The following is a 26,690-nucleotide window of genomic DNA, read 5'->3' as shown; positions in this document are numbered from 1 at the left end:
ATGATGAAATAGTGGAACGATATGGAAATGCACCCTATGCAAAAATTCAAACTTAAAAATAGTGCTCTACTGGTCTGTTTGCCTTTATTACTTGCTGGCTGTAACTCAGAACTGTTGGAGGAATCGAGCTCGACACCTGATAACACTGAGCGAGTGACGCTTGCTGCTCAACCTGCCCCTCTTGCCCCTTATCCCAATATCTATGGTTATGACGCTGCCGCGAGTCGTGCTGCGGGATCGGATTTTCTGCTTGGCAATCCGGATTTTCAGGCTATCTCTTACGGATCATTTCGCAAAGCTGTCCGTGACAGTGGCGACAATGCGCCGTCTGTTGAGGAGATAAAAGAAGATCTTCTGTTAATGGAAGCGATGGGAATCAAGATGATTCGTACCTATCACACGCAAGATTTCATTGATACCGAGCGAGTCCTTGCTGCGATTGATGCTTTGATGAATCCCGCGTCTCCGGACTATCGCGAAGGGTTCAAAATGTTTGTCATGTTGGGGATCTGGGTCGATGCAGTCAATGCTTGGGGTGGGGGTGACATCGATAGAACCCAAGGCAGTGCAACCAGCGAAGCGGAAATGGACAAGGCGATTGAACTGGTCAACCTCTACCCCGAAATCATCAAAGTGCTCGCTGTGGGGAATGAATCTATGGTCCATTGGGCGAACTATCATGTTTCCCCTACCGTGGTAACAGGCTATGTGAATCAACTTCAGGCTCTCAAAACGGCTGACTTTACCAAGGGCTATGACGACTTAGTCGATGAACTTCCTGTGGACGTTTGGATTACCAGTTCGGACAACTTTGCCGTCTGGGCGGGGCAAGGCGATTATGCGGGCGATGACTATAAAGCACTTATTGAAGCGGTCGACTATGTTTCGGTCCATTCGTACCCATTTCATGATACCCACTGGAATGGCGACTTTTGGGCGGTACCGTTGAATGAACAAGACTTGCCAAAACAACAGCAGCTTGAGGCCGCCATGGAAAGAGCGCAAGCGCATTTCTTAAGCCAGGTCAAAATGGTTCAAGGCAATGTGAATGCCATTGATGCAACGAAACAGATTCATATCGGTGAAACCGGTTGGTCAACCGTGTCGAGTGACGGGTTTGGGGCGACAGGAACCAAGGCATCGGACCAATACAAACAGAAACTGTATTACGACGGGTTGAGAGAGTGGTCAAATGAGTTTGGTGCCTCGCTGTTTTTCTTTGAAGCTTTTGATGAGCAGTGGAAAGCGGGGTGGGAGCACGCCGATGCCAACCATTCTGAAAAGCACTTTGGCATGATCGATATGAATGGCCAAGCGAAGTACCTGCTTTGGGATTTGCTTGATCAGGGAGCGTTTGATGGCTTGACTCGTGGCCAAGATGGTGATGGAAACCCGATTGCGCTCAGCAAAACTTACGCAGGCAACCTTGATGCTCTTATGCTCGATGCTCAGCTACCACCTTACGAAGAAGCGCCAGTGAACAGCGACAGTTATCCAGTGATTGATAGCGCATTAGCTGACGGAATCAATCTCTATTGGTGGGGCGGGAACTCGGGAATCTATCTCAGCGAATCAGGCTCATCAATTATGGTGACAGGGGGAGCAGATAACTTCCCTGGCTGGTGGGGGGCGGGGGTTCAGCCTAGCGTTGAAGCCAACCTAACGGGATTTGAACAAGGCAGCTTACATTTTGATATCAAAGCGACGCAATCTCTAGCGGATGTGGCGTTCAAACTGGGCATGCAAACGGCAGGATCTGGCACCGTTAACCACTTCGTTCAAGTGGGTGGGAATACGGCGTACCCAATCTCTACCGAGACACAAAGCTATTCCATTCCTCTGTCACAACTTGCCAATTATGAGCAAATGGACCTTAGCGCCGTAGTGGCATTGATGTTCTTCCTTGGCGAAGTGGACGGAGCGGGAGAAAACTACATTCCAGATGGCGCAACAGTCGAAGTCAGCAACGTCTACTACTCGAAATAACACCCCAGATGTTTTAGGCGATAGGGCTTGGGTCCTATCGCACGTTAGAAAGGATAATTATGTTGGACAAAACACCGATTACTCAGCTTATGCTGACTGCGATTGCGGGCTCGATCATTGCGGGATGCGCCAGTACTGCAGACACCCCAGATGCGCCATTTATCACGGGTAAAAAGCCGGTGGCATTGAAGCAAGAGACGATAACGCCGAGCGAAAAATGGCAGCTTGCGTGGCAAGATAACTTTGATGGCGAGCGTATCAACCCTCGCTACTGGTCGTTTGAGCAAAATTGCTGGGGCGGCGGTAACAATGAACAACAGTGCTACACAGACCGAGAGAAAAATGCCTTTGTTAAAGACGGTTTTCTTCATATTGTGGCGCGCAAAGAGTCATTTACCGGACCTGATAACCCTGACGGCATAGAGGGAGGCGCGACGAAAACCTTGCCCTACACATCGGCAAGGCTGAGAACCAAAGGCAAGCGTGACCAAAAATATGGTCGTTTCGAGGTTCGCGCCAAACTGCCATCTGGGCAAGGTACGTGGCCTGCGATTTGGATGCTGCCGACACAAAGCAAATATGGCACTTGGGCCGCCTCGGGAGAGATCGACATTCTTGAAGCGGTCAACCTGAACACTCAATCCGATGCGCCAGGCGCGAAACCGGGTGACGCAGAAAACCGAATTCATGCGACATTGCATTATGGTAAAGCGTGGCCAGATAACGTGCACAGTGGGTTGGGCGTTACCTTACCGAATGGGATTAACCCTGCCGACGATTTCCATACTTACGCTATTGAATGGGAAGAGGGCGAAATTCGTTGGTATGTAGACAATATTCACTATGCAACGCAAACCCATGAAGGTTGGTACGCTCAGTATGAACAAGATGGGCAGTTGGTGAATGCCGACACGCTTGCGCCATTCAATGAGAAGTTTCACTTATTGCTCAATGTCGCTGTTGGTGGTTCTTGGGCGGCCAACGCGAATGAAAAAGGCGTTAATAGCGACATTTTCCCGCAAACCATGTTGGTTGATTATGTCAAAGTGTACCGCTGCTCAGTTGACCGCTGGAAAGGGAAGGGCTGCGCTGCCACTTCAGAAAACGCCACCTTGGTAAAAGGAAATCAACCACCTGCTATTTTGGTTCAAGATGACAGCTATGCGAATGGACCCGAGTTGATAATATTTGAGGACTCACTCAACACCAGCTTAGCTTATGGCAGTTATGACCCGACTGATATTGTGGAACACGCGGAGGTTGATGAACCGAGCCGAGGCAAGGTGTTGTCTATCTCGAAACTCAATGGTGGGGGTAACCTCTATTTCCGCTCACCAAAGACCGATTTGTCGTCTTGGTTAGAATCTGGGGTACTGATCTTTGACGTTAAAGTCGAGAACATCGGCGCCGGTGTGGAGTTGGTCGTTAAGATGGACAGTGGTTGGCCTGCGACCAGTGATATCACGGTTCCTCTGGATGGAACGAGCGATTGGCAAACTATCTCAATCCCTGTTGCCGATATCATTGCAGGGGGCAATCGCTATGCTTCCGGTAGCGCCGATCCCGCCAACATCAATAACTTGCTGGTATTTGAGCCGACTGGAGAAATGACCATGTTGTTGGATAACATCCGAATGACCAAGTAATCGCTGCTTGGCTCTTCAACCAACCCGTAAAATACCGCGCCTGATGCGCGGTATTTTTGTTCCTGAGCTTCTTATCATCAGATTGGAATTTGTGATCGACCTTAAAAGAAAGCGTTTTCTTTGTGATTTAAATAACTTTTTGTAGGGGTTGTAGGTGGGTATTCTGTCCTCAATCCAAACATGAATAGCAACTCTGTCTTCATTTGAGTCTGTATCGCTCTATTGAATGCCCTACGCTTTTGAATGCTGCTTATTTTTGGATTTTTATATCAAAACAAAAGAAAGCGCTTTCTTTGGCGCGAAATAACATGGAGTTACTATGAGACTGTCTAAGATTACTCTTGCTTGCCTTATCGCGACGACTGGAGTCACCTCACTACCTGCGTTAGCAGAAAAATCCGAAGGATTCGAATTTCACGGTTATTTCCGTGCGGGTGTCCTTTACAGCAAAAATGATGACTTCAAGCGTGCTAAGTTCCCTGCATCGAAAGAGCGTTTAGGTCGATTAGGCGTAGAATCTGATAGCCACTTTGAATTGGCACTGCAAAAGAACTTTGTCAACGACGCGGGCCAGCAGATCCGAATCAAAACCCGCGCTGCTGCGGATAACGCGCAATACGCGACTAACCAGTTAGGTGCAAACGCCGATGCCACCAACAGCGAAATTGGTATGGCGGAAACTTTTGTTGAGTTTGAAGGAGTCTCCGATACCGGCGTTGTATGGGGCGGTAAACGATTCTACGGCAAAGATAACTACATCTTTATGACCGACTTTTTCTACACCGATATGTCGGGTACGGGTGTGGGCATCGAAGGCGTGGAGCTAGGTGGCAACAAATGGGATTTCGCTTACATCGCGAGTGATGACTCTGGTGATACCGGCTTTTGGGGTGACGGCAACAACATCATGCACGCGTTCCACGCTGGAGTGAACTTGGGTAGCGTCGAGCTGCATGCCATGGCGAAGTTTATGCCAGACAACATGATTGATTTAGGTTTTGGCGCGGGTGAAGAGGCCTTCGCGGAAAAAGGTTACGAGATGACAGCCATCGTTCATACCGACTCGGTATTTGGGCTGTCTGACAAAGGCTTTACCAAGTACATCGCTCAAGCGGGTAAAGGATTGGGCTCGGGTAACCTGCTAGGTGGCACGATTACGACATACAATACTTATAAACCAGGCAGTGATTATCAAAGCTGGCTAACCACAGGAACGGGCTGTGGCACTTCATGTGTTAAAGCGGTTGATGACAACGATACTTCTTTCCGCGCGCTCGCTTGGGGTGGCTATTTCTTCGATAACGGTGTGAACGTCTTCCACTCGCTACAAACTCAATACAATGACTTTGACAATGGCGCGAGTGATGGTTGGGTGTCGGCGATGGTACGTCCTACCTTCCCTGTGTCTGACAACTTCTTTATCGCAACAGAAGCAGGCTACATGTTCAACTACGAAGATCGCAATGGCGAAAAAGCCGATTCTTACGATTACAAGTTAACTATCGCACCAACTATGGTCGTCAGCTCAGGCTTTGGTCCTAACCCAGAAATCCGCTTCCTAGCGTCATACCTTGACGGACAAGACCGTGACGGCAATGGCAAAGATGGCGACTTTATTGTGGGTATCCAAGCGGATATGTGGTGGTAAAACACTGACGAGCGCAAATATTGAAGGCATCTTGTGGCCAAGAACAGGATGCCTTCCTTTTTCATACTATCCTTTTTTGTGTTGCAACTGTTCAGGCAAACACGTTCTGAAGACTTAGGGACTGCTCCTAACGCTCACTTAGCCGCTCATGGTAGCGGCTTTTTTTATTTCTTCTCGCGGGGTGAGATGAAAGCGCTGCTTGTAGCATTTTGAGAAGTAGTTGCTGTCATGAAACCCAGATTGTTCGGCAATCTGTTGCACCGAGGTGAGTTTCTCTTCCGTAATCAGCTTATGGGCGTAGGACAGTTGTAGTTGGCGGACGTACTGGTTGGGGGAGTTGTTTAAATACTGTTTGAAAAGCCTCTCCAACTGACGCTGGCTGATGAATGCGGCATGAGCAATATGCTCAGGAGAGACCTCCCCAGACGTATAGTGCTGCTCGATATAAACCATTGCGCGGCTCAACGCGTGTGTCGGTTTCGGAGCTGCTTCTTGCTGATCGGCGTAGATCCTTGCCAAGGTGATAATCAATTGCTGCATTAAGCTGTTGATCATCACTTCAAAGCCAGCTTGGCCTGTTTCGTACTCGACTCGGATCGATTCAAGAAGGTGTTTGATATCCGTCAGTTGAACTTGGGAGAGGGTCAATTTGGCTTGATAGTCAGTTGTTTGCCGCGCCAGAGGCTCAATATTGAACAGCGCTTGGTATCCCGAAAGAGCACGCATAGAAGGAAGCTCGAAAAAAGGGGCGTTGGCATCAAACATCAAGTTAATCAGCTTAAGATCCTTGACGTCTTTAAAGCCGTGTTCTGTTTCGCCCTTTATAACAAATACATCCCCTGCGGTGAGCGGATATTGGTAGTTTGCCACCAAGTGTTTGCCACTTCCCTCAACCACAAGAAAAAGTTCAGAAAAGTCATGTTGATGCAGCGCGAAGTCGGACTGATGGTCGCCATCGACAAAGGCAAAACTTAGATGTTGGTGCCGTTGGTGTGAGCTAAGTCTATATCGGATTGCCATGTCGCTAATTTCCTTGTTTGTGTCGCTTTGTTAGGAGATAAGCGAACACGGTCAGCATACTATGCTTTGTATAAGAAGCACAGTGAGTCATTCACATTGGGTGACACACAAGGTATTCATCATTCAATCATGTGGTCCATTATGCGAAACAAACAGATTCAATCCGCGCAACAGAACTTGGTTCCTGTCAGTCGTCAGGCGGCGACAGAGGGAATTGTCTTGCTTAAAAATGAACAGCATGCGTTACCGCTTTCTGACAATGATGTGGTGTCGTTGTTTGGTCGCTGCCAAGTCGACACCTATCGAAGCGGCACTGGCTCTGGCGGCGCGGTGAATGTGCCGTACGCAATCAGCGCGCTCGACGGGTTAGAGGCACACCCTGCTATCACCCTTAATGCAGAGTTAGCGACAACGTATCGACGTTGGGTTGACGCACACCCTTTTGACGATGGCGGTGGCGGTTGGGCGGCAGAGCCTTGGTTTCAAGAAGAGATGCCCGTCACTGCAGATTTGGTGAGCGAGGCGGCACAAAACTCGACTAAGGCGATTGTGTTTATTGGTCGAACGGCGGGTGAAGATCAAGACAATGACGACCAGCCGGGCAGCTATCGATTGACCTCCCAAGAAACCCAAATGCTCGTCGAAGTGTGTCGACATTTTGATTGCGTGATTGTCGTGATGAACGTGACCAACATTATGGATATGTCGTGGCTAGAGACGCTAGAGGGGCATGAGTCAATCAAAGCGGTGATGTTCAGTTGGGCTGCGGGTATGGAAGCTGGAGATGCGCTGGCTGATGTTTTGTCCGATACCGAATCACCCAGTGGTCGATTGACAGATACCATTGCCTATCAGCTTGAGCACTATCCATCTTCCGCTAATTTTGGCGACAAGCGGCGTAATGTCTATCAAGAAGATATCTATGTCGGGTATCGCTACTTTGAAACTTTTGCGCCGCAACACGTCCAATTCGAATTTGGCTTTGGTCTGTCATACAGCGAATTTTCTAAGCGGGTGCTTGATTTCCGTGTTGAGGGGGAGGGGGCAAAAGCAGCGTTACATGTCGACGTTGAAGTCACCAATACAGGTGATCGTTTCTCGGCGAAAGAGGTTGTTCAGCTCTATGTAGAGGCGCCTCAAGGCAAGTTGGGTAAACCTGCGCGCACTTTGATCGCCTTTGATAAAACACTCAAGCTGGCTCCTCATACGTCGCAAGTGCTCCACCTTGTGGTACCCATTGATCGACTCGCATCGTATGACGATAGTGGGGTAACGGGTCACAAGAGTTGTTATTTGCTCGAAGAAGGCGAGTATCGTTTCTATCTTGGTGGCAGCGTGCGTCAAGCGCAGCCCATTGCTGAGACTTGGTGTTTGGCCACTTTATTGGTGATTGAGCAATTACAGGAAGTCTGTGCGCCTATAGAACCTATTGAGCGATTAAAGCCTGGTCAAATGAATGAGCACGCGGTCTATGAGGCTCGCTATGAAGTGGTGCCAAAGCGAACTGTTTGTATGCGAGAGCGCATTGACGCCAATCAGCCACGTGAGATTGCACAAACGGGAGATGTGGGCTTAAAACTCGGTGACATTAAATCAGGTAAGGCATCGTTAGAGGCGTTTGTTGGCCAATTATCGGCGGAACAAATGGCGATTCTGGTGCGTGGCGAAGGTATGTGCAGCCCTAAGGTGACTCCAGGCACAGCGGCCGCGTTTGGTGGCGTGTGTGACAGTCTGTTCGAATTTGGCATTCCTATTGCCGCGGCTGCCGATGGGCCTTCCGGTATCCGCATGGACAGTGGGCACAAAGCAACGCAAGTTCCTATAGGGACATTGCTAGGCTGTACATGGAACCGAGAGCTCAACCAACAACTGTTCAATCTCATTGGTCAAGAGCTGCGTGCCAACCAGATTGATACTCTGCTCGGCCCCGGGATCAATATTCATCGCCACCCATTAAATGGTCGCAACTTTGAGTATTTCTCTGAGGACCCATTTTTGACTGGCATGATGGCATCGGCTCAAACGCTAGGTTTACACCAAGCGGGCGTGTCAGGAACGATTAAGCACTATGCAGCGAACGATCAAGAAACGGCTAGGGTAGACGTGGACAGCGTGATGTCTGAGCGCGCTTTGCGTGAGGTTCACGTCAAGCCGTTTGAGATGGCGGTGAAACTGGGTAAAGCGTCGACAATCATGACCTCCTATAACCCGGTCAACGGCCATTGGGCTGCCTCAAACTACGATCTCAATACCACCTTGCTACGTGAAGAGTGGGGATTTAGCGGCATAGTGATGACCGACTGGTGGGCGAAGATGAACAACCCCATCTCGGCTGGAGAGGAGTCAAAAACCTACACCTCCTACATGCTGCGGGCGCAAAACGATCTCTATATGGTGGTTGAGAATGATGGGGCGCAGCGCAATGCCATGGAAGATGACACCCTTGCAGCACTGGAGTCGGGAGCCTTAACCCTTGCAGAGTTGCAACGCAGTGCGATGAACATTTGTCGCTTCATTTTGAATGCGCCAGTGATGGAAAGGCCGCTTACCGCTTATGAGCCAATCAAACGCTTTAAAGCCAAAACACAGGCGGAGATAACTACCGCACATCCAGTCGATGTACCGATGGAGCTCGGCGCCTCGCAGAATATCGAGTTGGATGTTATGGTCGAAAAGGCTGGGATTTACCAATGCCAAGCGGTGATGAAATACTCGCGAGATGCGTTGGCTCAGTCGTCATGTAGCCTTTACATTGATGATGAGTTCAGTATGAGTTTGGCAATTAACGGCACAGATGGAAAGTCAGTGCGCGTTGATGGCCTTCAGATTCAACTGGAAAAAGGCCAGTACCATCTGTCGATAAATTTCGTCAAACCGGGGGCAGAAATTGAAACTCTAACTTTCAACCTGTCATAGCACTGTTTTTGGATCTGGGTGAAGCCTCTACAAGTCTGTGGGGGCTTCTTGAGCCAACTGTTATTAACTCAATGAGCATCTGAGTGTTTACTCAAACTATGCGTGATTCACTATTTGTACCATCAATCAAAAGGCTCGTGATTGTTAGGGAGTGGTATGAAAAGTAAAAACAAAGCGATTGTTGCGGCGGCTGTGTTTGGGTTCGCGCTGTTGATGATGCAGTTAGAGGTGGGCGGTGTCGTGATGTTTATTATTGCAGTGATGGCATTTTTCACCTGTGCGCTGCAGTCAATCATGCATTTGACGGGGTACAAAAATGGTGATGTGTTTGAGGTTTATCAGGACTCGGAAAACATAGAAGCTCAGGCTCTCGCTAACTTAACCAAAGATAAAAACGAGTGTCAGAAATCGCGAGATTAACAATAAAAAGGCCTGCAATCGCAGGCCTTGTGATTCTATTAGGCGTAGCTTAATTTGTGATGCTGCATTTCAGTTCGCATCCCCATCACTAAGCTGACACACATGACCAATAAGATCACGGTGAACGGTAAGCCCGTCGAGATAGTCCCGGCTTGAAGTGCTTGAATCGCTTCGGTACCGCCAACCCACAGTAATACTGCGGCAATAGCACCTTCGATGGAGGCCCAGAAAATACGCTGTGGTACAGGGGCATCAACTTTACCACCAGAGGTGATGCTATCAACAACCAGTGATGCAGAGTCCGAAGAAGTGATAAAGAACACCATGATCAACACAATCGAAATCACCGATAAGATCTCACTCATTGGCATCGCTTCATACGCGTAGAAGAGTGAAAGGGTGATGTCACTGAGCCCGTTTTCACCGAGTTCGCCCACTTTGCTGATCACCTGTTCAATGGCAATACCGCCAAACGCCGACATCCAAATTAGCGTAATGCTGGTTGGGATTAAGATTACTGCCGTAATGAACTCACGTACGGTACGACCTTTTGACACGCGAGCGATGAACATACCGACACATGGTGACCAAGAGATCCACCAAGCCCAGTAAAAGACGGTCCAACCATGCATCCAAGCTTCGTCTTCACGGCCATGAGGGTTACTCAGGGCAATGACATTCTCCGCATAGCCAATCAAGGTATCTGGAATTGAGCCCAGTGCAGCGGCTAAACCTGCCAAAATTACAAACATCAGTAGGGCAAATGCGACAATCAAGTTGGTATTGCTGAGTACTTTTACTCCGCCATCGATACCGCGTACCACAGAGACAACCGCCAGTGATGTGACAAACGCAATCACACCCAGTTGCAGGCCAAGGCCAGTTTCAAAGCCAAATACATGACCAATACCGCTCGCCGCTTGTTGAGCGCCAAGACCTAGAGAGGTCGCAAGACCAAATAGAGTCGCGAGTACGGCTAGAATGTCGATGATATGGCCAAACCAACCCCAAGTACGGTCACCCAGTAGTGGGTAAAACACCGAGCGGATGGAGAGTGGTAAGCCCTTGTTGAAGGCAAAGAATGCCATGGCTAAGGCAACTACTGCGTAGATTGCCCAAGGGTGTAAGCCCCAGTGGAACATGGTCGCGCCCAATGCCACACGTACTGCTTCTTCAGAATATGGCTCGACATTTAACGGCGTTTCATACCAACCAGTAAAGTACGCAACGGGCTCTGCGACGCCCCAAAACATAAGACCGATACCCATGCCAGCAGCGAACAGCATCGCGATCCATGACAAATTGGAGTGTTCCGGTTTGGCTTCTACGCCACCGATACGGATTTTGCCGTAGGGAGATAACGCTAAGCCAATACAGAAAATGAGGAACAAGTTCCCAGACCACATGAAGAGGTTGTCAAAACTTCCGATGATTTGCCATTTGATGCCATCAAGAGAGGCTTTCGCTGTTGCAGGATCCACAACAAGCAAGGCAATTAAAAAGAGGATGATTAATCCGGCACTGGCACCAAACACAGGGTTGTGAACGTCAAATCCCCATTTCTGAACGTTGTCCTGACCCACAGTGTAATCAGTGTTTTCGATGCTATACCTATCCTTAGTACTACTCATTTATCCTCGCAAATAGTTAGAGTTCGAAATAAAAATCGCGGCAAGGTTAACAGAAATAGCAAATAAACTAAAGTTTGATCACGAAATTGACCACAATTCATGCTTGCTTGTTGTATTGAGCACTAATGAAAAACGCTGGCGAGGCCAGCGTTTTATATCGGGTGTTATGTTTTAAAAATGAGCCTACGAAGCCTTATGGAGCTTTGGGTCGGGGCGATTTTCTCCTTCCACGTTATCGGCAAATATTTCCGCAACAGCACTGCGTTCCAACTCGCCTTGAAGATTTCCTTCATCGTCCACGACGGGGAGCGAATAATCGCTTGAAATACTTTCCATCAAGACTTCTTCAATCGCTGAGTCAGGCGAGATGGCAGGTACTTCTTCGTATATTTCGTCACCGATCTCTTCCGTAGAGGTTTGCTTCGCAGCATCGAGTAGTCCCTCTTTGGTCAAAACGCCTTGATAGCCTTCGTCGGTCACATGATAGGCGTAATCTTGTTTGATGCCTTTCATCTGCGCTATGGCTTCTTGAATCGTGTTTGCTGTGATTCGTGACGCTGGAGGATTCATCACCGTTTCAACAGTTAATGCACGGGCACGGTTCACGTCTTTGACGAAAGCTTCAACGTAATCATCCGCTGGGTTAAGCAAGATTTCATCCGGTGTGCCTTGCTGTACGAGTAAGCCATCTTTCAAAATGGCTATTCGGTCTCCAAGGCGCAGCGCCTCATCGAGATCGTGAGTAATGAACACGATAGTTTTGTGCAACTTTTCTTGCAACTCGATCAATTGATCCTGCATTTCACTGCGAATAAGGGGATCCAACGCAGAGAAGGCTTCATCCATTAGCAGGATTTCTGCATCGGTACACAGGGCACGCGCTAGGCCAACACGCTGCTGCTGTCCGCCAGATAGCTGTGAAGGGTATTGGTTTTCGTACCCTTTTAGACCCACAGTATCGAGCCACTGAAACGCTTTGTCTGTTCTTTCTTGTTTCGAAAGTCCTTGAATCTCTAGCCCATAGGCGACGTTGTCAACAACGGTTCTGTGCGGGAGAAGACCAAAGCGCTGAAACACCATCGACATCTTTTTGCGACGAAATTGCTCAAGATCTTTTTGGTTGAGCTGCATCACATCGGTGCCTTCCACCAGAATTTTACCTTCGGTTGGGTCGATAAGGCGATTGAAGTGGCGAATGAGCGTTGATTTTCCTGAGCCCGAAAGCCCCATGATGACGAAAATTTCACCTTTGTTGATTTTTAAGTCGATCTCTTTAAGGCCTACTGTGTGGCCAGTATCAGCCAAAACTTGGTCTTTACTGTCACCGCGTTTCACCCGCTCCATGACCGAAGCGGGTTTTGGACCAAACACCTTGTACAGGCCACTGATTTCGATAAGAGGCTTAGTCATGTTTTAGATCTCCTAAGTGAGCCTGAGTTCGTTTGGCGTACGCTTGCGACGCGCGGTCAAATAGGATGGCCAATGCAACAATGGCAAAACCATTAAGAAGGCCAAGAGTAAAGTATTGGTTAGTAATGGATTTTAGAACAGGTTGTCCCAGTCCTTTTACGCCTATCATCGACGCAATCACGACCATGGAAAGTGCCATCATGATGGTTTGGTTGATGCCTGCCATAATGGTTGGCATGGCAAGCGGCAACTGGACACCAAACAGTCTCTGCTTGGCGTTGGCACCAAACGCAGTCGATGCCTCTAATACTTCTTTGTCGACTAGACGGATACCCAGGTTGGTGAGTCGAATGACGGGTGGGATGGCGTAAATGACGACCGCGATGAGACCCGGAATTTTACCGATACCTAGTAGCATGACCACGGGGATCAGGTAAACAAACGCCGGCATGGTTTGCATAATGTCGAGCATCGGTGTCACCGTCGATTGGACACGGTTGGATCGTGCCATGGCAATGCCAATGGGGATTCCAAGCACAATGGAGAGCATGGTACAGACGGTAATGATGCTTAGCGTGCGCATTGTGTCATCCCACATGCCGAAATAACCAATGAGCAAGAGTGAAACTAGGCAACCGACGCCCAGTTTCCATGAGCGACTCGCAAAGTAAACGAGCGCTGTAAACACCGCGAGTGTAATGACCCAAGGTGTCGAAATAAGCAGTTTTTCGAACCAAACTAGGAACGAGAGCAGAGGATCAAAGAAGGATTCGATCATATCGCCATATTCGCGAGAAAAGTCGCGATACGCACCATCGAGTGTTTTGCGGATAGCCCTCAGATCGGAGCGATCCATTTCTGGAAAGCTACTGAACCAGTTTTCGTTAGACATCTATAAATTCCTTTTCTTCTCCTCACCCTGTTGATGAGTAGGGTGAGGAGTACATCTTTAGTTTAGCGTTGAATGGCTAGCAGGATTAAAGAGCTTGTTTGATTTTGTTTGCGACTTCAGGTGAGACCCAAGCTTGCCAAATTTGCGGATAGTCCTCTAGGAAATGGAACATCGCTTCTTCGCCGTCGGCTTGGTTATCTTCCATCCATGCAAGCAGGCGGTTCATGTCTGCGTTGGTAAAGCCACGTTTACTGAAGTAGTCATAAGCTTGTGGTGCGCGCGTTGCGAACTCTTCAGTGGTAATGGTATGAACCGGTGAAGGTGGGTACATGGTTGGTTTTGGATTTGCACACTCGCTTTGAGTGGTACAGTTGACGAATTCGTCTTCATTGACACCGCTGCCAAAGTCAACTTTCACCATGTCGTATTTGCCCAATACAGCAGTAGGTGCCCAGTAGTAACCAAACCACGCTTCTCCGCGTTCATTGGCTTTCGCGATAGCACCTGAGAGACCCGCGCTCGAACCTGGATCGACAATCGCAAATCCGGCTTTGTCTAACTCCATTGCGTTGAACAGGTTACCCGCACTGATTTGACAGTTCCAACCGGCTGGACAGCTGTAAAAAGCGGATTTATCGGGGTCTTCTGGGTGCTCAAACAATTTTGCGTGTTTTTTCACCCCTTCAATGGTGGCAATCTCAGGGTACTTTTCAACCAGCGCTGCTGGAACCCAAAAACCTTCTTCACCACCATCGACCAGAGATTTACCAGCATAGCGTAAGCGCTTATCTGCCACCCCTTTGTCGAGCGCATCTTTTAGGCTATTACTCCACAATTCTGGGGCCACATCAGGCTGGCCTTTTTCAATCATCGAGGTGCCTGTCGGCATAGTATCGCCAGGAATAAGTTCAGCGTCACAGCCGTACCCATGCTCAAGAATAAAGCGGTCAATGTTGGCAATAACCGTCGCTGAGTTCCAGTTCATGTCCGCGATGGTCACTTTGCCACATTCGCTAGCCTGCGCATTTAGAGCGGTCGCGCTCATTACTAACAATGCAGCCGTTGTTACTCTCATCATAATTTCCCTTTTTAATGAATGCCTTATAAAAATAGAGATCTAATGATTAGAGTTCAAATTAAAAATTGTCGATTTTGGGCTTTGAATTCAATAATTAAGTGATTTGTCTCACAAAATTACGGTTGAATTTACTTTTATTACTTAATGAAAGTTGGGGTTAGAACGGTATGTCAACTTTGTTGGTTCGAGCTCAAATGATTAATCTGCGGACCACACATTCTTAATGTCAGGCCAGCCCCAGTTAGTGAGTTCTACGTCCTTGAGCACCCCATGAAAGCGCAACGTTTGTCGATGATGAAACAGCGGCGTTAGCCAGTATTGATTGATCAAGGCTGAGGCGATGGGCTCAAGAGCGTCTAAGTAGTCTGGCAGAGGTGTTTGTGCTCGCAAATCGCTTAAAGCCTGAGTCAGCCAAACCTTAGACTCATGACCGATACAGCTTTGTAATACCGGATTGTGATACAAGCTGTTGAAGGCGGACGCGTGCCGATTATCATCCAGGTTAATGTTGGTCAGAATAAGCGACTCGTTGAGCTTTCCTTCCATAGCCAACTGATTGATTTCACGAAATGAGTAGGTGTTGACGCTAACTTGCGCTCCTTGCTTCTCAAGTATGGATTGAAGGGCCAATGCGCAGTTTTTTAGGGCTGTGTAATCGTATACTGCAATGGAAATATGCTCTGGAAGCGTCACTTTGGGCGCGTCTGGTCTGACGATTTTGTGCCACATGGGCAAGAGGTTCGAGGCAATTTCACAGCCAAACAGCGTATTGGTTTGCTCGAGCTGCTGTAAGATTATTTCGGGACGGATAAAACTGGATAGATACCGACGTTGTTTATCATTCAGCGTCGATGGAGATTGCTGGTTAAACAGAACAAACAGACAGCCGTCTTCCACTCGCGATTGTTGGCTAGCTACTTGCGCTTTTGGCTCCACAGCGTGAGAGAGGTAATAGTTACAGCCTTGGTCGCGCGCTTCTGGCTGATTGGTTTCAATCTGCTTGTTGACCATTTCTTTCTCATCCAACTGCCAAATGGTGACTTGGTCGGTCAACGCTCGGCACGCATAGTAGTGATCAAAGGCTTCCAAGCGCAGACGTTCGCCAGAGTGCTCAACCACCGCAAATGCGCCACTGCCAGTGACGAGCTTTGAATCCGTTTTTTCCAACTGCGCTGGTGGCTGGATGCCATACTTCACCCCAGAGATTAGACCGCCAAATCCCTTGTCTTGTATGGCCAACTTAAATACCACCTTGTTGCTAAGTGGCGCGGTTGCCTCGATAAGATGCGACATTTCGCTTTGGTAATGTCCCAATGTTTTAAGCTGGTTGAACAAGGCTGCAATACTGCTCGCGTCAATCGGAGCACCATTGTGGAAGGTGAGACCAGGTCGCAGATAGAAGGTCCATTCGCACCTTGCTTGGTCATAATGCCAATGGTGTGCAAGCTCAGGTTGAAGTTCCCCGTCGGCTCCACTGGATACCAAACAGCAATAGATTTGCCTTAGCAAGTAGCGTTCGCTCGAACGTTGCAGATGGTGAGGAACGAGGCGTTCGAAAGGTCGTTTGTAAGTAAGCTGAATATGCAGCTGTCCTTCGCGTACTGTCGCTCCCGAGGTGCTTTGCAGTAGTCGACCAAAGGCTTGTTGGTCGCCGTCTAACAAACTGAGTGCTTTTTCATACTTCCCTTCTTGAATACGCAAGGTCGCAAGTTGGACTTTGAGATCGCTAAGAGAGTAAGTCAAATAAAGCGTGGAACGTTGGTTTCGACCGACCTTTGGAGACCAAGTTAACCATCCGATTTTTTGCATATCTTGCAATAAGTTACGTGCATGACGCGTGCTGGTAAACATGGCATCTGCCACTTCCGGCAAGGATGTTTTGATCTCTTCGTTTATGCCCAATGGCACCAGACGCGTGTAGTAGCGAAGTAGCGTGAGGTCAGACACAATAATCTCCAGATAGGGTGAAGGCGAAAGCAATTGTTTGTTCCTCATATTAGCGCTTTTAAGCCGAGATTGCGCTAGGCGGTGGATATATGCAGCAAAAATAGGAAGGAATTTGTTTTTATTGCTGAGTTTTTGTTGTCCTATTTTTTCGGCAAACTGGCTCTGTGGTTTGCCACACCTCGGGCACTGGTTGGCAATATGCTCCTGACACCCCCACGACCATATCAACCAGTGCTCTTTCCAAGTTACGACGCGCATAAATGTTAAACAATGAGATAGAGCACTCACTCTAGAGCCAAGCAGGCGAGACTTTCAGAGGATTTGTGACTAAGATTATGCCGAGATTATCTACAAGTATTGGCTAAGTTATGGAAAGAGTGGTTGACTTGAATCGTTGGCAAAAAGAGCACATCAAATCGGAGCATGATCTTAAGCTGCTCTTTCACGAAGTGAGTGCATGCTATAACGCTCAACCTTATCCAGATTATCAATCACGAGTTGAACAGCTCAAGTTGCTAAAAAGTGCGCTGTTGGCGAAGCAGCAAATTTTGGCGGATGCGCTCAGTGAGGATTACGGTTTTCGCAGCCAGTTTGACAGCGTCATCTGCGACATTTTGCCGGCGGTTTCGCACATCAACTATACCATTAAGCACCTTAAAAAGTGGATGAAGCCAAGTCGTCGCTCTGCGGGCTTATTGCTAACGCCATCTTCAGTCAGCGTTGAGTACCAACCCCTGGGCGTAGTGGGCGTGATTGTGCCGTGGAACTTTCCGATTGTTTTGAGCATTGCGCCGATTGTCACCGCTATTGCGGCAGGAAACCGAGTGATGGTGAAGCTCAGCGAGCATACTCCTCATACAAACCAAGTGCTGAGTGAAATTTTTGGTGAGCTAGATAAGCAGATTTACTCAGTGGAAGGCGAAGCCGATATTGCCAGTCACTTCTCTCAATTGCCTTTTGATCATCTTCTCTTTACGGGGTCGACTCCTGTTGGCCGACTTGTTGCTCAGGCCGCGGCAAAGAATCTCACCCCTGTCACGCTAGAGCTTGGTGGAAAGTCCCCGACGATCGTCGACGATAAGATCGAGCTTCGCCGCGCCGTCGACGCTGTCATGCTAGGTAAATCGGTCAATGCAGGACAGATATGCGTTGCACCCGACTATGTGCTAGTGCCAAAGGGGAAAGAACTTGCGTTCATTCGCCTCTATTTAGAGCGTTACAAGTCGCTTTATATAGACAAGAAAGGCGCCGATTCGGTTACTCAGATCATCAATGATGCACAGTATCAGCGGTTAACTCAGCTGTTAGAGGATGCTAGAACCAAAGGGGCGGGCATTCATACCATCGAAGGAGTAGAGGTATCTGGGCGCAGAATGTTGCCGCACTTAATCACCGGAACAACGGAAGAGATGCTGGTGATGAATCAAGAGATTTTTGGTCCGATTTTGCCAGTGATTGGCTATCAACATCTTAATGAGGTGTTTGCTTACATCAACTCGAAGCCAAGACCTCTTGCTCTGTATTTGATGTCCGATGATAAAGTGCTCCAACGTCAAGTTATCGAGCATACGCACAGTGGCGGCATCGCTATCAATGATACCTTGCTGCATGTTGCCGCCGAAGATGCTCCATTTGGTGGAATTGGAGAGTCGGGTCTTGGCCATTATCACGGTATCGAAGGTTTTATGACGTTTTCAAAAGCCAAAACTGTATTGATGACGCCAAGCTGGTTACCAAGAAGCCGCCTGATACTCAAATATCGAAAGCTCGCTCAGAGCGCGTTGGCTAAGTTGTTTATTCGTTAAGATCCCTTTTGCTGCTCTCGCCGTTAGAGAGCAGCATTGTCCTTAATCCTCTCGTTTTGTCTTTGGAAGTACTCTCTTGCAAAGCTAATAAACAGTTTGAGCCGCTTGGGTTGGTAGCGGTCTTTGGGATAAATCATAGAGAATTCAACGCTGGGCACGCGCCAATCTTGAAATACTTCTTTGAGTGCCCCCTGCCTCAACTCCTCTTGGCAATAGATAAGAGGAACACGAATAATGCCGTGATCTTTTAATGCCCCCTTAACCAGCACTCTGCCATTTTTGCATTTTAGGTGGCCATTAATATTCACATCCATGACTTGCTTTGTGCTAGGGTGTTCAAAGCTCCAACGCGTGACTGACCCTGTTAAACATTGGTGGTGGCGAAGTTGGTTCGGGTGTTCAAGCGGTGGCGAACTTGCTAAGTAGCTAGGGCTTGCCAATGTGCCCATCTCAACGTTCATCAGTTTGCGTGCCACAAATCCCGCATCGTCAAGTTGCCCCATTCGAAATGCGATATCAAATTCATCTTCAATGAGGTCAACGCGATGGCTGCTAAACTCGAGACTGACCGTCACGTTCGGATGGCTGATCATGAACTCTGAAATCAAATCCGCTATAAGCTCTTCACCCAAGTAACCACCAACCGCATTCACTTTTATCACGCCTTGAAGAGTTTCTGTATCTTCAGTCGCAGAGCTCAAGGCTTGATCGATCGTGCCCAGAGCGTGAGCGCACTGTTGGTAGAAGTGCCTTCCTGCGTCGGTTAGTTTCAGTGTCCGCGTGGTTCTGATGAGCAGGGTAACCCCCATCTGTTTTTCCAGTTGACTGATCTGGCGTGAGACATGAGAGCGAGAGACATTCAGCGCCTCGGCCGCTTTGGTAAAGTTTCCTAATTGGGCAATAAGGACGAAAGATCGAATATCGGCAAGATTGATTTGGTTGAGCATCATAGCCCTCCTGTACAGGTGTTTTATTGTTGCACCCTAGCAACAGTGTTTCAACTGTAGCTGTATATATCAACAAACCGGTTTTTTTTACTATATCGCCATCGCAGCCAAACTGAGCTGCAATTTTGAACAGATGAGAGGTAGACAATGAAAAAACTTATCGTAATTACAGGCGCGAGCTCGGGTATTGGTGAAGCCATTGCGCGTCGACTCAGCGAGGCTGGACATCCTCTTCTTCTACTTGCTCGTCGTGTTGAGCGTTTGGTTGAACTCAATCTTCCAAATACACTGTGTGAAAAAGTCGATGTGACAGACAAAACCACGTTTGAAGCAGCGATTGCCAAAGCTGAGCAGCAATTTGGTCCGGTCGATGGACTGGTCAATAATGCGGGCGTCATGCTTCTTGGCCAAATCGATAGCCAAGAGGCCAACGAATGGAAACAGATGTTCGACGTTAACGTGATCGGACTGCTCAATGGTATGCAGGCGGTGTTGGCACCTATGATGGCGCGCAATAGTGGTACCATCATTAACATCAGCTCGATTGCGGGTAAAAAAACCTTCCCAAACCATGCGGCTTATTGCGGTACTAAGTTTGCCGTTCATGCGATTTCAGAAAATGTTCGTGAGGAAGTGGCCGCTTCTAATGTCCGTGTTACAACTATTGCGCCAGGGGCGGTAGAAACGGAGTTGCTCTCTCATACCACGTCGCAAGACATCAAAGCGGGCTATGACGATTGGAAACAGGAGATGGGAGGCGTGCTCGCGGCGGATGATATTGCGAGAGCCGTTGAGTTTGCTTACAACCAACCTCAAAACGTGTGTGTGCGTGAAATTGCGCTCGCACCGACCAAGCAGCAGCCTTAATTGTGCGATGTCATCTATACTCGAAGTAGTGATGGACTATGTGGTCAACACACTGGGAAGGTGAACTATGGAACTACGTAATGAAAAAGGTGAGGTGACCCAAGTTGCCGATAACCTAACCATAAAAGAAGTCTTGGAAATGGGCTACTCTATCGATTTGTGCGATGAGGCGTTTGATCCGAATGAGCATTGGAGCGCGTCGTCTCCTCATCAGGGCAGTTCTGAAATGCCAGAAAGCTGATGCTAAATGCACTCTTCGAGTGAAAAGAAAAAATCCGAGCCATAAGGGCTCGGATTTTTAATTCTGGCGTTCTAAGAATTTAGAAACCTTCGATGTTTTTTGCTTCTAGCTCAGTGAAGTACTTAACTGTTTTCACTTTTAGCTCCTGCGTTGCAGGTTCGTCACATACGATGACTGATTTCGGGTGAAGTTGCAGTGCAGAAACCGTCCATAGGTGGTTTACGCTGCCTTCAACCGCTGCTTCAAGAGCAAGCGCTTTGTTGTGACCTGTCACTAGGATCATGATCTCTTCAGAATCAAGCAGAGTACCGACACCGATAGTCAGTGCGTATTTAGGTACTTGGTTGATGTCGCCATCGAAGAAGCGAGAGTTAGCGATGCGAGTATCTTCAGTCAACGTTTTGATACGAGTACGTGAAGACAGAGAAGACGCTGGCTCATTGAACGCAATGTGACCATCGTTGCCTACACCGCCCATAAATAGGTTGATGCGGCCGTAAGATTTGATTTTATCTTCGTAGCGTTTGCACTCAGCTTCGTTGTCTTCAGCGTTGCCATCAAGAAGGTTGATGTTCTCTTCTTGGATATCAATGTGATTGAAGAAGTTGTTGTACATGAAAGAGCGGTAAGACTCTGGGTGATCCGCAGGGATGCCGATGTACTCATCCATGTTAAATGTCACAACGTGCTTGAAGCTTACTTCACCAGCTTTGTGTAGCTCGATAAGTGCTTTGTAAGTTGCAAGAGGAGTACCACCAGTTGGTAGGCCAAGAACGAAAGGACGTTCTGCAGTTGGTTTGAAGTCGTTAATGCGTTTAACGATGTGCGCTGCTGCCCACTTACCTACTTGTGCTGCTTGGTTTAACGGGATAAGTCTCATTTTTTGCCCCTAAGTATTAGAATTTATGATGCTCTGAAACATTAATTCGCATTATAAAATAAGTTTTTGCGATCTTCTATTGTTTTCGGTCAAATTTTCTTGATTAATTTGATTTGTGATTAAGTTTTGAACGGTTAAACGTTGTCGTTATTGAGTTTAGCAGTTTGCTTTCGAGGTGGGAGGGCATTAATTCACACCGTTAATTTTTGATGCTTCAATGATGACAAAGGCAATACGCCCGCTAAATGTTCGCCAATAGACTAGCTTTAAGTGATATGCATACAAAATAGGGTATGATGTTAGCGCTCAATTTATTGGGCAGACAGCCGATAACCAAATGTTGAAGAAAAACAAAGAAATCTGAATGAATATTATAGGTATTGCGATAGGTATCACGGGGTTGCTATTACTCTGCATGTTCTTGTGGATGCTGGCACTGTCGGTGCGCAAAAAGCGTTTAGAACAAGAACGAAAAGAGCGAGAGATCGCTTATCGCAAAGCTATGGAAAAAAATCGTAAACAGGAGCGCGAAGATCGCATTTATAAGGCGGAAGGTGGTCACATACCGACGATCTTATTTTTGGCGAAAGAAGCAGAGCGAACCAAACCGAAAGAAGCCTTATATTGGTACACCAAAGCGGCAAAGTTGGACAACGTGACAGGCATGTACGGGATTATTCGCTTAAGTGCCAAAATGCAGCAAGACGTTATCCTCAGAGAGCAGTCTAAGTTTTGGAAAGTTTGCATAGCGGCATCTGAAGGGAGCTTACAACATAAGTTCGAAATGGGCGTGGCGCTGTTCCATGGTCGAGGCACAGAGCCAGACCAATACAAGGCGATTCAAGTCATGGAAGCGGCTGCCTCTCATAATCATATTGATGCGTTAATCTTTCTCGGCGACTGGCATGTGTCGGACAACAATGGCAACCCAGATCCTGCAATGTCGATAGAGTATTACCGCCGCGCGGCGAAGCTGCGTAGCAATGAAGGGCGCATGAAGCTCGGACTCAGCTATATCAAGGGGATTGGCGTCGAGCCAGATCACGCCAAAGGTTGTTATTGGCTAGAGCGAGCCGCAGAAAAAGGCTACTTAGAAGCGATGTATGCGGCAGGGGAAGTGTGGATGGACTACAAACCCAATGGCAACGCCATAGCATATATATGGCTATTCTTAGCGAGTCAACTTGGCTACGAGCGAGCCAAATCACTGCGAGACAGAGTCGCGCTCAATATCGGGGTCGATACCGTGGTTGGGCTCCAAGGGCTAAGTAAGCCGATGATGAAAAAAATTCGCGAGAATAAAGTCGGCAAGCACTCAATCATCAAGGCTCTAAACAAACTGTACAAGCGCAACATTCCGTTGTTGGAGCAAACGCCTACAGAAGCAGAGCAAGCGCCAGAGTTATTAAAGGTTGAAGAGCAAACGGCAGAAGCTGTGGAAGCGGTGATTGAAGATAAACCGGCGAGAATGGATTTCAGCCAGTCTCCAATGGATAAGAATTAGGCCATGGTAAGAAATAGGCAATGGTAAGAAATAGGCAATGGTAACAAATAAAAATGGCCTCTTAACTAGAGGCCATTTTTTTGATTTATGCTTTTGCTTGTTTCTGTTTCGACTTACATACCGCGGCAGTGAATACCACATCTGTCGAACTGTTGAGCGCGGTTTCTGCTGAGTCTTGAACAACACCGATAATAAAGCCTACCGCAACCACTTGCATCGCAATCTCATTTGGAATACCAAACAGGCCACATGCCAGCGGGATTAACAGCAACGAGCCACCTGCCACACCTGAAGCACCACAAGCGGATACTGCCGCAACCAAGCTGAGCAATAGAGCGGTAAGCAGGTCAATCTCAATACCCATAGTGTGTACTGCAGCTAGCGTTAGCGTTGTAATCGTAATTGCCGCGCCCGCCATGTTGATAGTTGCACCTAGCGGAATAGAAACCGAGTACGTGTCTTCATCTAGCTTTAGCTTTTCACACAGCGCCATGTTGACCGGAATGTTTGCTGCGCTTGAACGAGTAAAGAAGGCCGTGACGCCACTTTCACGTAGACATTGCAGCACCAATGGGTATGGATTTTCGCCGGTTTTTACGAACACGATGATTGGGTTAACCACAAGCGCAATGATCGCCATTGAACCTAATAGAACCGCAAGCAGGTGTGCGTAGCCAGCAAGCGCGTCAAAGCCCGTTGTTGCCAGTGTTGATGCAACAAGGCCAAAGATACCGAATGGCGCTAGGCGAATGATGAAACGAACGATTTGTGAAACACCGTGGCTAAGATCTTCAAACACCGCTTTGGTCGTTGCTGAGGCATGATGCAGTGCCAAACCTAGGCCAACTGCCCAAGCAAGGATACCGATGTAGTTAGCGCTCATTAGGGCGTTAACTGGGTTATCTACTAACTTGAACAGCAAAGTATGCATCACTTCCGCAATACCTTGTGGTGGTGTTGTACCTTCGGCACCAGAAACAAGCGTTAACGTAGTCGGGAACAAGAAGCTAAGTACGACAGCAGTTAATGCCGCTGTTAGTGTACCGAAAAGGTAAAGAACCACGATTGGGCGCATGTAGGTGTGTTGGTTTTTCTTCTGGTTGGCAATTGAAGCGGCGACCAGAATAAACACAAGAATAGGTGCGACTGCTTTTAGTGCACCGACAAAGAGGCTTCCAAGTAATCCCGCATCTTTCGCTGACTCTGGAGCAATTGTCGCTAGACCAACACCAAGAATGATACCGGCTAGGATTTGCAAAACCAGATTGCCACGAGCGAAACGCGCAATAAGTGAGTTGTGTTGCATAGTTATCCCTGCAATGAATAAATTTATAGATTTTTAGTAATTTCAGTTATCTCAAACTGAGCAGGACATACTAGCGTGTTGAAATATTGTGTCTAGATTTAATTGAAAATTAGCAGGAAAAATTAAGATTAACCATTAAGTGTGAATTTTGTGTTGTATTATTGTTTTTATGAGTAACAAAAAAGGAGCGCAATGCTCCTTTTGGCTTGGTCACAAAGAAATCAGTTTAATGATGATGCTTCATACCACTCATCACTTTTTTGATAGGGGCATTGAAGGTCTGTTCTTGACCGTTGGCGAAAGTGATTTGAACGTCAATCGCTTCCCCTTCCACTAACGGTTGGGTTAGGTCAAACAACATGATGTGTAAGCTGCCGGGTTTCAACTCAACTTTTCCATTTGCAGGAACGGTGATCGACTCAATTTGGCGCATTTTCATCACATCGCCCTCTTTAATCACATCATGCAGTTCTACTTTACCCGCTGCTTCGGTGGACGCAGAAACAATGACTCTGTCGTTTTCACTGCGGTTCATTATTTCGGCGAATACTGCACTGGTGGCGGCATTCGGTGGTGTAGCTCTCGCGTAAGCATGATGAGTCATGATATCCATGTTCGCTTGGGCAAGTGGGCTCAGTGCCAAGGTTGCAAGAAGCAGTGATTTCAACTTCATGGCTATTGTCCTTCTAATGTGATGGATTGAAACGCTTCTACCAATGGTGCCGGTGTTAGCGTATGTGGCACTTTTGTTATGAGTGTGCCATCTGGTTTTAGGAAGTAAAAATAGGAACTATGATCAAGGGTGTATTTCAATTCTGAGTTTTCTAGCTCAGTCTTTCTAAAAATCACCCCGTATCGGTGAGCCAGTGGCGTGGTGACGTCAAGCGGCGCTGATAGTCCTTCTATCATAGGGTGGAAATACTGCGCATATTTGTAAGAGTCTGCAGCGGCATCGCGCTCTGGATCCAGCGAAATGAACATCGGACGAAACTTCTGTTTGGTTGCTTCATCGACTTGATTGAGTGCGCCGGCTAGCATCGCCAAAGAGGTAGGGCACACATCAGGGCAGCGAGTAAAACCAAAATAGACCACACGGATACGTGAGTCGCTGGTATCGAAGATGTTGACTTCTTGGTTATTTTCGCCAAAAAGCACGACTTGGCTTGGTTGAGTGTCCGCTTGTTTTGGTTGATTGTCTAAGTAACTTTTTAGCCCAAACCCCAATACAAACGCGGTGATCAATATTAATGTCCAATTTTTACTCATCGTTCCATCCTAATGGCCGTGTTAATTTGACTCTTTCCATCTGACAACTGACCAACCCAGGTCATGGCTTCCAAGGTACAGACGGGGAGAAGGATCTCTCCGATATAGATGTTGTCCTGCTTTTTGTTCAGTTTGAATAGCGTGATGCCCATCTCCATCTCATAACCTTCGAGCGTTAACAGTAGGGACTCACTGTCAGATGACGACCATTCGACTTGAATTTGGGTTGGAATCAAAGGCTGGCTGACATCTCGATCCAGTGTCACCGTGATATCGTTTTCGCTACACGGTTTGGTTGAAAGCAGGCAGTAGTCATCTAAAGATGGACGAGCGGCCTCGCTTTTATACCAATGATAGAGATCACCAGCGAAGAACCCCGCGCAGAGGGCCAAGGCGATCAGTGCGAATTTAATGATTGAAGGCACGTTACGCTTCCTTCGTTTATAAAATCGCAATCCTAGCACTTCAGTAATGTAAATACATGAGATAGCGAAGAATTATGTGCGGGTGGTCAAGCCAATCTGCTTAGCTATGCTGACTCTTAATCCCATAAACGGCGTGGTCGAGAATGCGATCGCCCACTTTTTCAGCATTAGTGATAATACCTTCCAGCGTCATTCCGACTCGTTCTGCAACTGCTCGGCTAGCGAGGTTGTCTTTTGCGGCAGATAGCTCGACTTTCTCTAGCTTGAGTTCATTGAATGCAATATCAATAAGCTTGGTGACTACGCGGGTAATAATGCCTTTTCCTTGATGAGGCTGAGACAACCAATACCCGACTTCTGCTCGTTTAGTATCATGGTTAATGGTGTTGAAGCTACAGTTACCTACAATTTCACCTTGGTAAATGATGGCACAGGTCATGGACTTTCCATCGGCATAGTCATGCAGCATACGCTGGGCAAACAGCTTAAAGTCTTGTTCTGCATGGCAAAATGCTGGCCATGCAAGCCATTGAGATAGGTATTCTTTTTGCTCGGATACTAATTCTACATAGCGAGGAGCGAAGGATTCCTGTATGAGTGCAAGTTGCAACTCATTGTCGATCTGGACGGTAAACATAAGATCTCCTAGAGAGTGTGGTTACAACAAGCTAACAGGAACGCACTGGTAAGACCATAACTACTTCAAATAATTGACTTTTTGTGTGGCACGAAATTATTGGGTTACGTTATATAAATCACATAATTGTAAATAGCCGTTATATTGATGTGGTTTTTGTCTGGCACTTTAGTTTACTCTCTCGGCACTAAAATAATAACAACGAAAATTGTTGGTGC

Annotated in this window: 22 protein-coding genes; 9 read left to right on the top strand and 13 right to left on the bottom strand. The window is 47.6% G+C overall.

The genetic code is table 11. The annotated features are described in order from the left end of the window. The first annotated feature begins 36 nt into the window (after window positions 1-36). The 3 genes from OH458_RS07950 (at window position 37) to OH458_RS07940 (ending at window position 5,280) form a co-directional block, all read left to right on the top strand. Window positions 37-1,986 (top strand): hypothetical protein, encoded by a 1,950-nt coding sequence (locus OH458_RS07950; protein ID WP_269977896.1) that lies wholly within the window; start codon window positions 37-39, stop codon window positions 1,984-1,986. Between the two features lie 59 nt (window positions 1,987-2,045). Then, window positions 2,046-3,632 (top strand): glycoside hydrolase family 16 protein, encoded by a 1,587-nt coding sequence (locus tag OH458_RS07945; protein ID WP_269977895.1) that lies wholly within the window; start codon window positions 2,046-2,048, stop codon window positions 3,630-3,632. Between the two features lie 319 nt (window positions 3,633-3,951). Further along, complete coding sequence (locus tag OH458_RS07940; RefSeq protein ID WP_269977894.1) at window positions 3,952-5,280, top strand: carbohydrate porin; 1,329 nt, start codon at window positions 3,952-3,954, stop codon at window positions 5,278-5,280. Between the two features lie 138 nt (window positions 5,281-5,418). Here the strand turns inward: OH458_RS07940 and OH458_RS07935 are convergent, their stop codons facing one another. After that, window positions 5,419-6,300: a helix-turn-helix domain-containing protein gene (locus OH458_RS07935; protein WP_269977893.1), complete on the bottom strand. Its 882-nt coding sequence runs from the start codon at window positions 6,298-6,300 to the stop codon at window positions 5,419-5,421. A gap of 141 nt (window positions 6,301-6,441) precedes the next feature. On the opposite strand from OH458_RS07935, the gene OH458_RS07930 reads away from it, so the two are divergent. After that, window positions 6,442-9,216: a glycoside hydrolase family 3 protein gene (locus tag OH458_RS07930; protein WP_269977892.1), complete on the top strand. Its 2,775-nt coding sequence runs from the start codon at window positions 6,442-6,444 to the stop codon at window positions 9,214-9,216. 156 nt (window positions 9,217-9,372) lie between these two features. Beyond that, window positions 9,373-9,636, top strand: a complete 264-nt coding sequence (locus tag OH458_RS07925; protein WP_269977891.1) for a hypothetical protein — start codon at window positions 9,373-9,375, stop codon at window positions 9,634-9,636. A gap of 38 nt (window positions 9,637-9,674) precedes the next feature. On the opposite strand, the gene OH458_RS07920 is transcribed toward OH458_RS07925, so the two are convergent. The 5 genes from OH458_RS07920 to OH458_RS07900 all read right to left on the bottom strand — a co-directional run bounded on the left by OH458_RS07920 (window position 9,675) and on the right by OH458_RS07900 (window position 16,594). Further along, entirely contained in the window at window positions 9,675-11,267 is a 1,593-nt protein-coding gene (locus OH458_RS07920; protein ID WP_039481446.1) for a BCCT family transporter, read from the bottom strand. Window positions 11,268-11,450: 183 nt separating this feature from the next. Beyond that, window positions 11,451-12,677: a quaternary amine ABC transporter ATP-binding protein gene (locus tag OH458_RS07915; protein ID WP_005469405.1), complete on the bottom strand. Its 1,227-nt coding sequence runs from the start codon at window positions 12,675-12,677 to the stop codon at window positions 11,451-11,453. Continuing rightward, window positions 12,670-13,569, bottom strand: coding sequence for an ABC transporter permease (locus tag OH458_RS07910; protein ID WP_005469046.1), 900 nt, complete (start codon window positions 13,567-13,569; stop codon window positions 12,670-12,672). The genes OH458_RS07915 and OH458_RS07910 overlap by 8 nt, the downstream gene beginning before the upstream one ends. Window positions 13,570-13,654: 85 nt before the next feature. Continuing rightward, on the bottom strand, window positions 13,655-14,644 hold the full coding sequence (locus OH458_RS07905; RefSeq protein WP_269977890.1) for an ABC transporter substrate-binding protein: 990 nt from the start codon (window positions 14,642-14,644) through the stop codon (window positions 13,655-13,657). A gap of 201 nt (window positions 14,645-14,845) precedes the next feature. Beyond that, the gene (locus OH458_RS07900; protein WP_269977889.1) at window positions 14,846-16,594 is read right to left on the bottom strand and encodes an SgrR family transcriptional regulator; all 1,749 of its coding nucleotides are present in this window, start codon (window positions 16,592-16,594) and stop codon (window positions 14,846-14,848) included. Between the two features lie 368 nt (window positions 16,595-16,962). Here OH458_RS07900 and OH458_RS07895 point away from each other — a divergent pair, with 368 nt between their 5' ends. Beyond that, on the top strand, window positions 16,963-18,399 hold the full coding sequence (locus OH458_RS07895) for a coniferyl aldehyde dehydrogenase (protein ID WP_269977888.1): 1,437 nt from the start codon (window positions 16,963-16,965) through the stop codon (window positions 18,397-18,399). A 23-nt stretch (window positions 18,400-18,422) separates the two neighbouring features. On the opposite strand, the gene OH458_RS07890 is transcribed toward OH458_RS07895, so the two are convergent. Further along, window positions 18,423-19,346, bottom strand: a complete 924-nt coding sequence (locus tag OH458_RS07890) for a LysR family transcriptional regulator (protein WP_269978266.1) — start codon at window positions 19,344-19,346, stop codon at window positions 18,423-18,425. Between the two features lie 147 nt (window positions 19,347-19,493). Between OH458_RS07890 and OH458_RS07885 the strand changes: the two genes are divergently transcribed. Both OH458_RS07885 and OH458_RS07880 read left to right on the top strand, forming a co-directional pair. Next, entirely contained in the window at window positions 19,494-20,213 is a 720-nt protein-coding gene (locus OH458_RS07885; RefSeq protein WP_005469316.1) for an SDR family oxidoreductase, read from the top strand. A 67-nt stretch (window positions 20,214-20,280) separates the two neighbouring features. Then, window positions 20,281-20,454 (top strand): hypothetical protein, encoded by a 174-nt coding sequence (locus OH458_RS07880; protein WP_005469303.1) that lies wholly within the window; start codon window positions 20,281-20,283, stop codon window positions 20,452-20,454. A 79-nt stretch (window positions 20,455-20,533) separates the two neighbouring features. Here the strand turns inward: OH458_RS07880 and nagB are convergent, their stop codons facing one another. Beyond that, entirely contained in the window at window positions 20,534-21,334 is an 801-nt protein-coding gene (gene nagB / locus OH458_RS07875) for a glucosamine-6-phosphate deaminase (RefSeq protein WP_039477618.1), read from the bottom strand. 364 nt (window positions 21,335-21,698) lie between these two features. Here nagB and OH458_RS07870 point away from each other — a divergent pair, with 364 nt between their 5' ends. Continuing rightward, window positions 21,699-22,838 carry a tetratricopeptide repeat protein gene (locus OH458_RS07870; protein ID WP_269977887.1) on the top strand — a complete coding sequence of 380 codons (1,140 nt, stop codon included), beginning with the start codon at window positions 21,699-21,701 and terminating at the stop codon, window positions 22,836-22,838. An 85-nt stretch (window positions 22,839-22,923) separates the two neighbouring features. Here OH458_RS07870 and sstT read toward each other — a convergent pair whose 3' ends face one another. The 5 genes from sstT to OH458_RS07845 form a co-directional block, all read right to left on the bottom strand. Then, on the bottom strand, window positions 22,924-24,144 hold the full coding sequence (sstT, locus tag OH458_RS07865; protein WP_269977886.1) for a serine/threonine transporter SstT: 1,221 nt from the start codon (window positions 24,142-24,144) through the stop codon (window positions 22,924-22,926). Between the two features lie 226 nt (window positions 24,145-24,370). Further along, a complete protein-coding gene (locus OH458_RS07860; protein WP_269977885.1) occupies window positions 24,371-24,817 on the bottom strand; it encodes a copper chaperone PCu(A)C in 447 nt (148 codons plus the stop codon). 2 nt (window positions 24,818-24,819) lie between these two features. Further along, on the bottom strand, window positions 24,820-25,410 hold the full coding sequence (locus tag OH458_RS07855) for an SCO family protein (RefSeq protein ID WP_269977884.1): 591 nt from the start codon (window positions 25,408-25,410) through the stop codon (window positions 24,820-24,822). After that, window positions 25,407-25,835 carry a hypothetical protein gene (locus tag OH458_RS07850; protein ID WP_269977883.1) on the bottom strand — a complete coding sequence of 143 codons (429 nt, stop codon included), beginning with the start codon at window positions 25,833-25,835 and terminating at the stop codon, window positions 25,407-25,409. Before OH458_RS07850 ends, OH458_RS07855 begins: the two co-directional genes overlap by 4 nt. A 100-nt stretch (window positions 25,836-25,935) precedes the next feature. Continuing rightward, window positions 25,936-26,472 (bottom strand): GNAT family N-acetyltransferase, encoded by a 537-nt coding sequence (locus OH458_RS07845; RefSeq protein WP_269977882.1) that lies wholly within the window; start codon window positions 26,470-26,472, stop codon window positions 25,936-25,938. Between the last annotated feature and the right edge of the window lie 218 nt (window positions 26,473-26,690).

The sequence above is a fragment of the Vibrio sp. MarTm2 genome (assembly GCF_027587055.1).
GTDB lineage: Bacteria > Pseudomonadota > Gammaproteobacteria > Enterobacterales > Vibrionaceae > Vibrio > Vibrio sinaloensis_D.
Note: the sequence above shows the minus strand (reverse complement) of the source record. Positions and strands in the feature narration are given on the sequence as shown.

What these genes read in the sequence shown, in the direction of transcription:
- OH458_RS07950 (WP_269977896.1), top strand. Translation starts at nt 37, where the DNA reads ATGCAAAAATTCAAACTTAAAAATAGTGCTCTACTGGTCTGTTTGCCT.
- OH458_RS07945 (WP_269977895.1), top strand. Translation starts at nt 2,046, where the DNA reads ATGTTGGACAAAACACCGATTACTCAGCTTATGCTGACTGCGATTGCG.
- OH458_RS07940 (WP_269977894.1), top strand. Translation starts at nt 3,952, where the DNA reads ATGAGACTGTCTAAGATTACTCTTGCTTGCCTTATCGCGACGACTGGA.
- OH458_RS07935 (WP_269977893.1), bottom strand. Translation starts at nt 6,300, where the DNA reads ATGGCAATCCGATATAGACTTAGCTCACACCAACGGCACCAACATCTA.
- OH458_RS07930 (WP_269977892.1), top strand. Translation starts at nt 6,442, where the DNA reads ATGCGAAACAAACAGATTCAATCCGCGCAACAGAACTTGGTTCCTGTC.
- OH458_RS07925 (WP_269977891.1), top strand. Translation starts at nt 9,373, where the DNA reads ATGAAAAGTAAAAACAAAGCGATTGTTGCGGCGGCTGTGTTTGGGTTC.
- OH458_RS07920 (WP_039481446.1), bottom strand. Translation starts at nt 11,267, where the DNA reads ATGAGTAGTACTAAGGATAGGTATAGCATCGAAAACACTGATTACACT.
- OH458_RS07915 (WP_005469405.1), bottom strand. Translation starts at nt 12,677, where the DNA reads ATGACTAAGCCTCTTATCGAAATCAGTGGCCTGTACAAGGTGTTTGGT.
- OH458_RS07910 (WP_005469046.1), bottom strand. Translation starts at nt 13,569, where the DNA reads ATGTCTAACGAAAACTGGTTCAGTAGCTTTCCAGAAATGGATCGCTCC.
- OH458_RS07905 (WP_269977890.1), bottom strand. Translation starts at nt 14,644, where the DNA reads ATGAGAGTAACAACGGCTGCATTGTTAGTAATGAGCGCGACCGCTCTA.
- OH458_RS07895 (WP_269977888.1), top strand. Translation starts at nt 16,963, where the DNA reads ATGGAAAGAGTGGTTGACTTGAATCGTTGGCAAAAAGAGCACATCAAA.
- OH458_RS07890 (WP_269978266.1), bottom strand. Translation starts at nt 19,346, where the DNA reads ATGCTCAACCAAATCAATCTTGCCGATATTCGATCTTTCGTCCTTATT.
- OH458_RS07885 (WP_005469316.1), top strand. Translation starts at nt 19,494, where the DNA reads ATGAAAAAACTTATCGTAATTACAGGCGCGAGCTCGGGTATTGGTGAA.
- OH458_RS07880 (WP_005469303.1), top strand. Translation starts at nt 20,281, where the DNA reads ATGGAACTACGTAATGAAAAAGGTGAGGTGACCCAAGTTGCCGATAAC.
- nagB (WP_039477618.1), bottom strand. Translation starts at nt 21,334, where the DNA reads ATGAGACTTATCCCGTTAAACCAAGCAGCACAAGTAGGTAAGTGGGCA.
- OH458_RS07870 (WP_269977887.1), top strand. Translation starts at nt 21,699, where the DNA reads ATGAATATTATAGGTATTGCGATAGGTATCACGGGGTTGCTATTACTC.
- sstT (WP_269977886.1), bottom strand. Translation starts at nt 24,144, where the DNA reads ATGCAACACAACTCACTTATTGCGCGTTTCGCTCGTGGCAATCTGGTT.
- OH458_RS07860 (WP_269977885.1), bottom strand. Translation starts at nt 24,817, where the DNA reads ATGAAGTTGAAATCACTGCTTCTTGCAACCTTGGCACTGAGCCCACTT.
- OH458_RS07855 (WP_269977884.1), bottom strand. Translation starts at nt 25,410, where the DNA reads ATGAGTAAAAATTGGACATTAATATTGATCACCGCGTTTGTATTGGGG.
- OH458_RS07845 (WP_269977882.1), bottom strand. Translation starts at nt 26,472, where the DNA reads ATGTTTACCGTCCAGATCGACAATGAGTTGCAACTTGCACTCATACAG.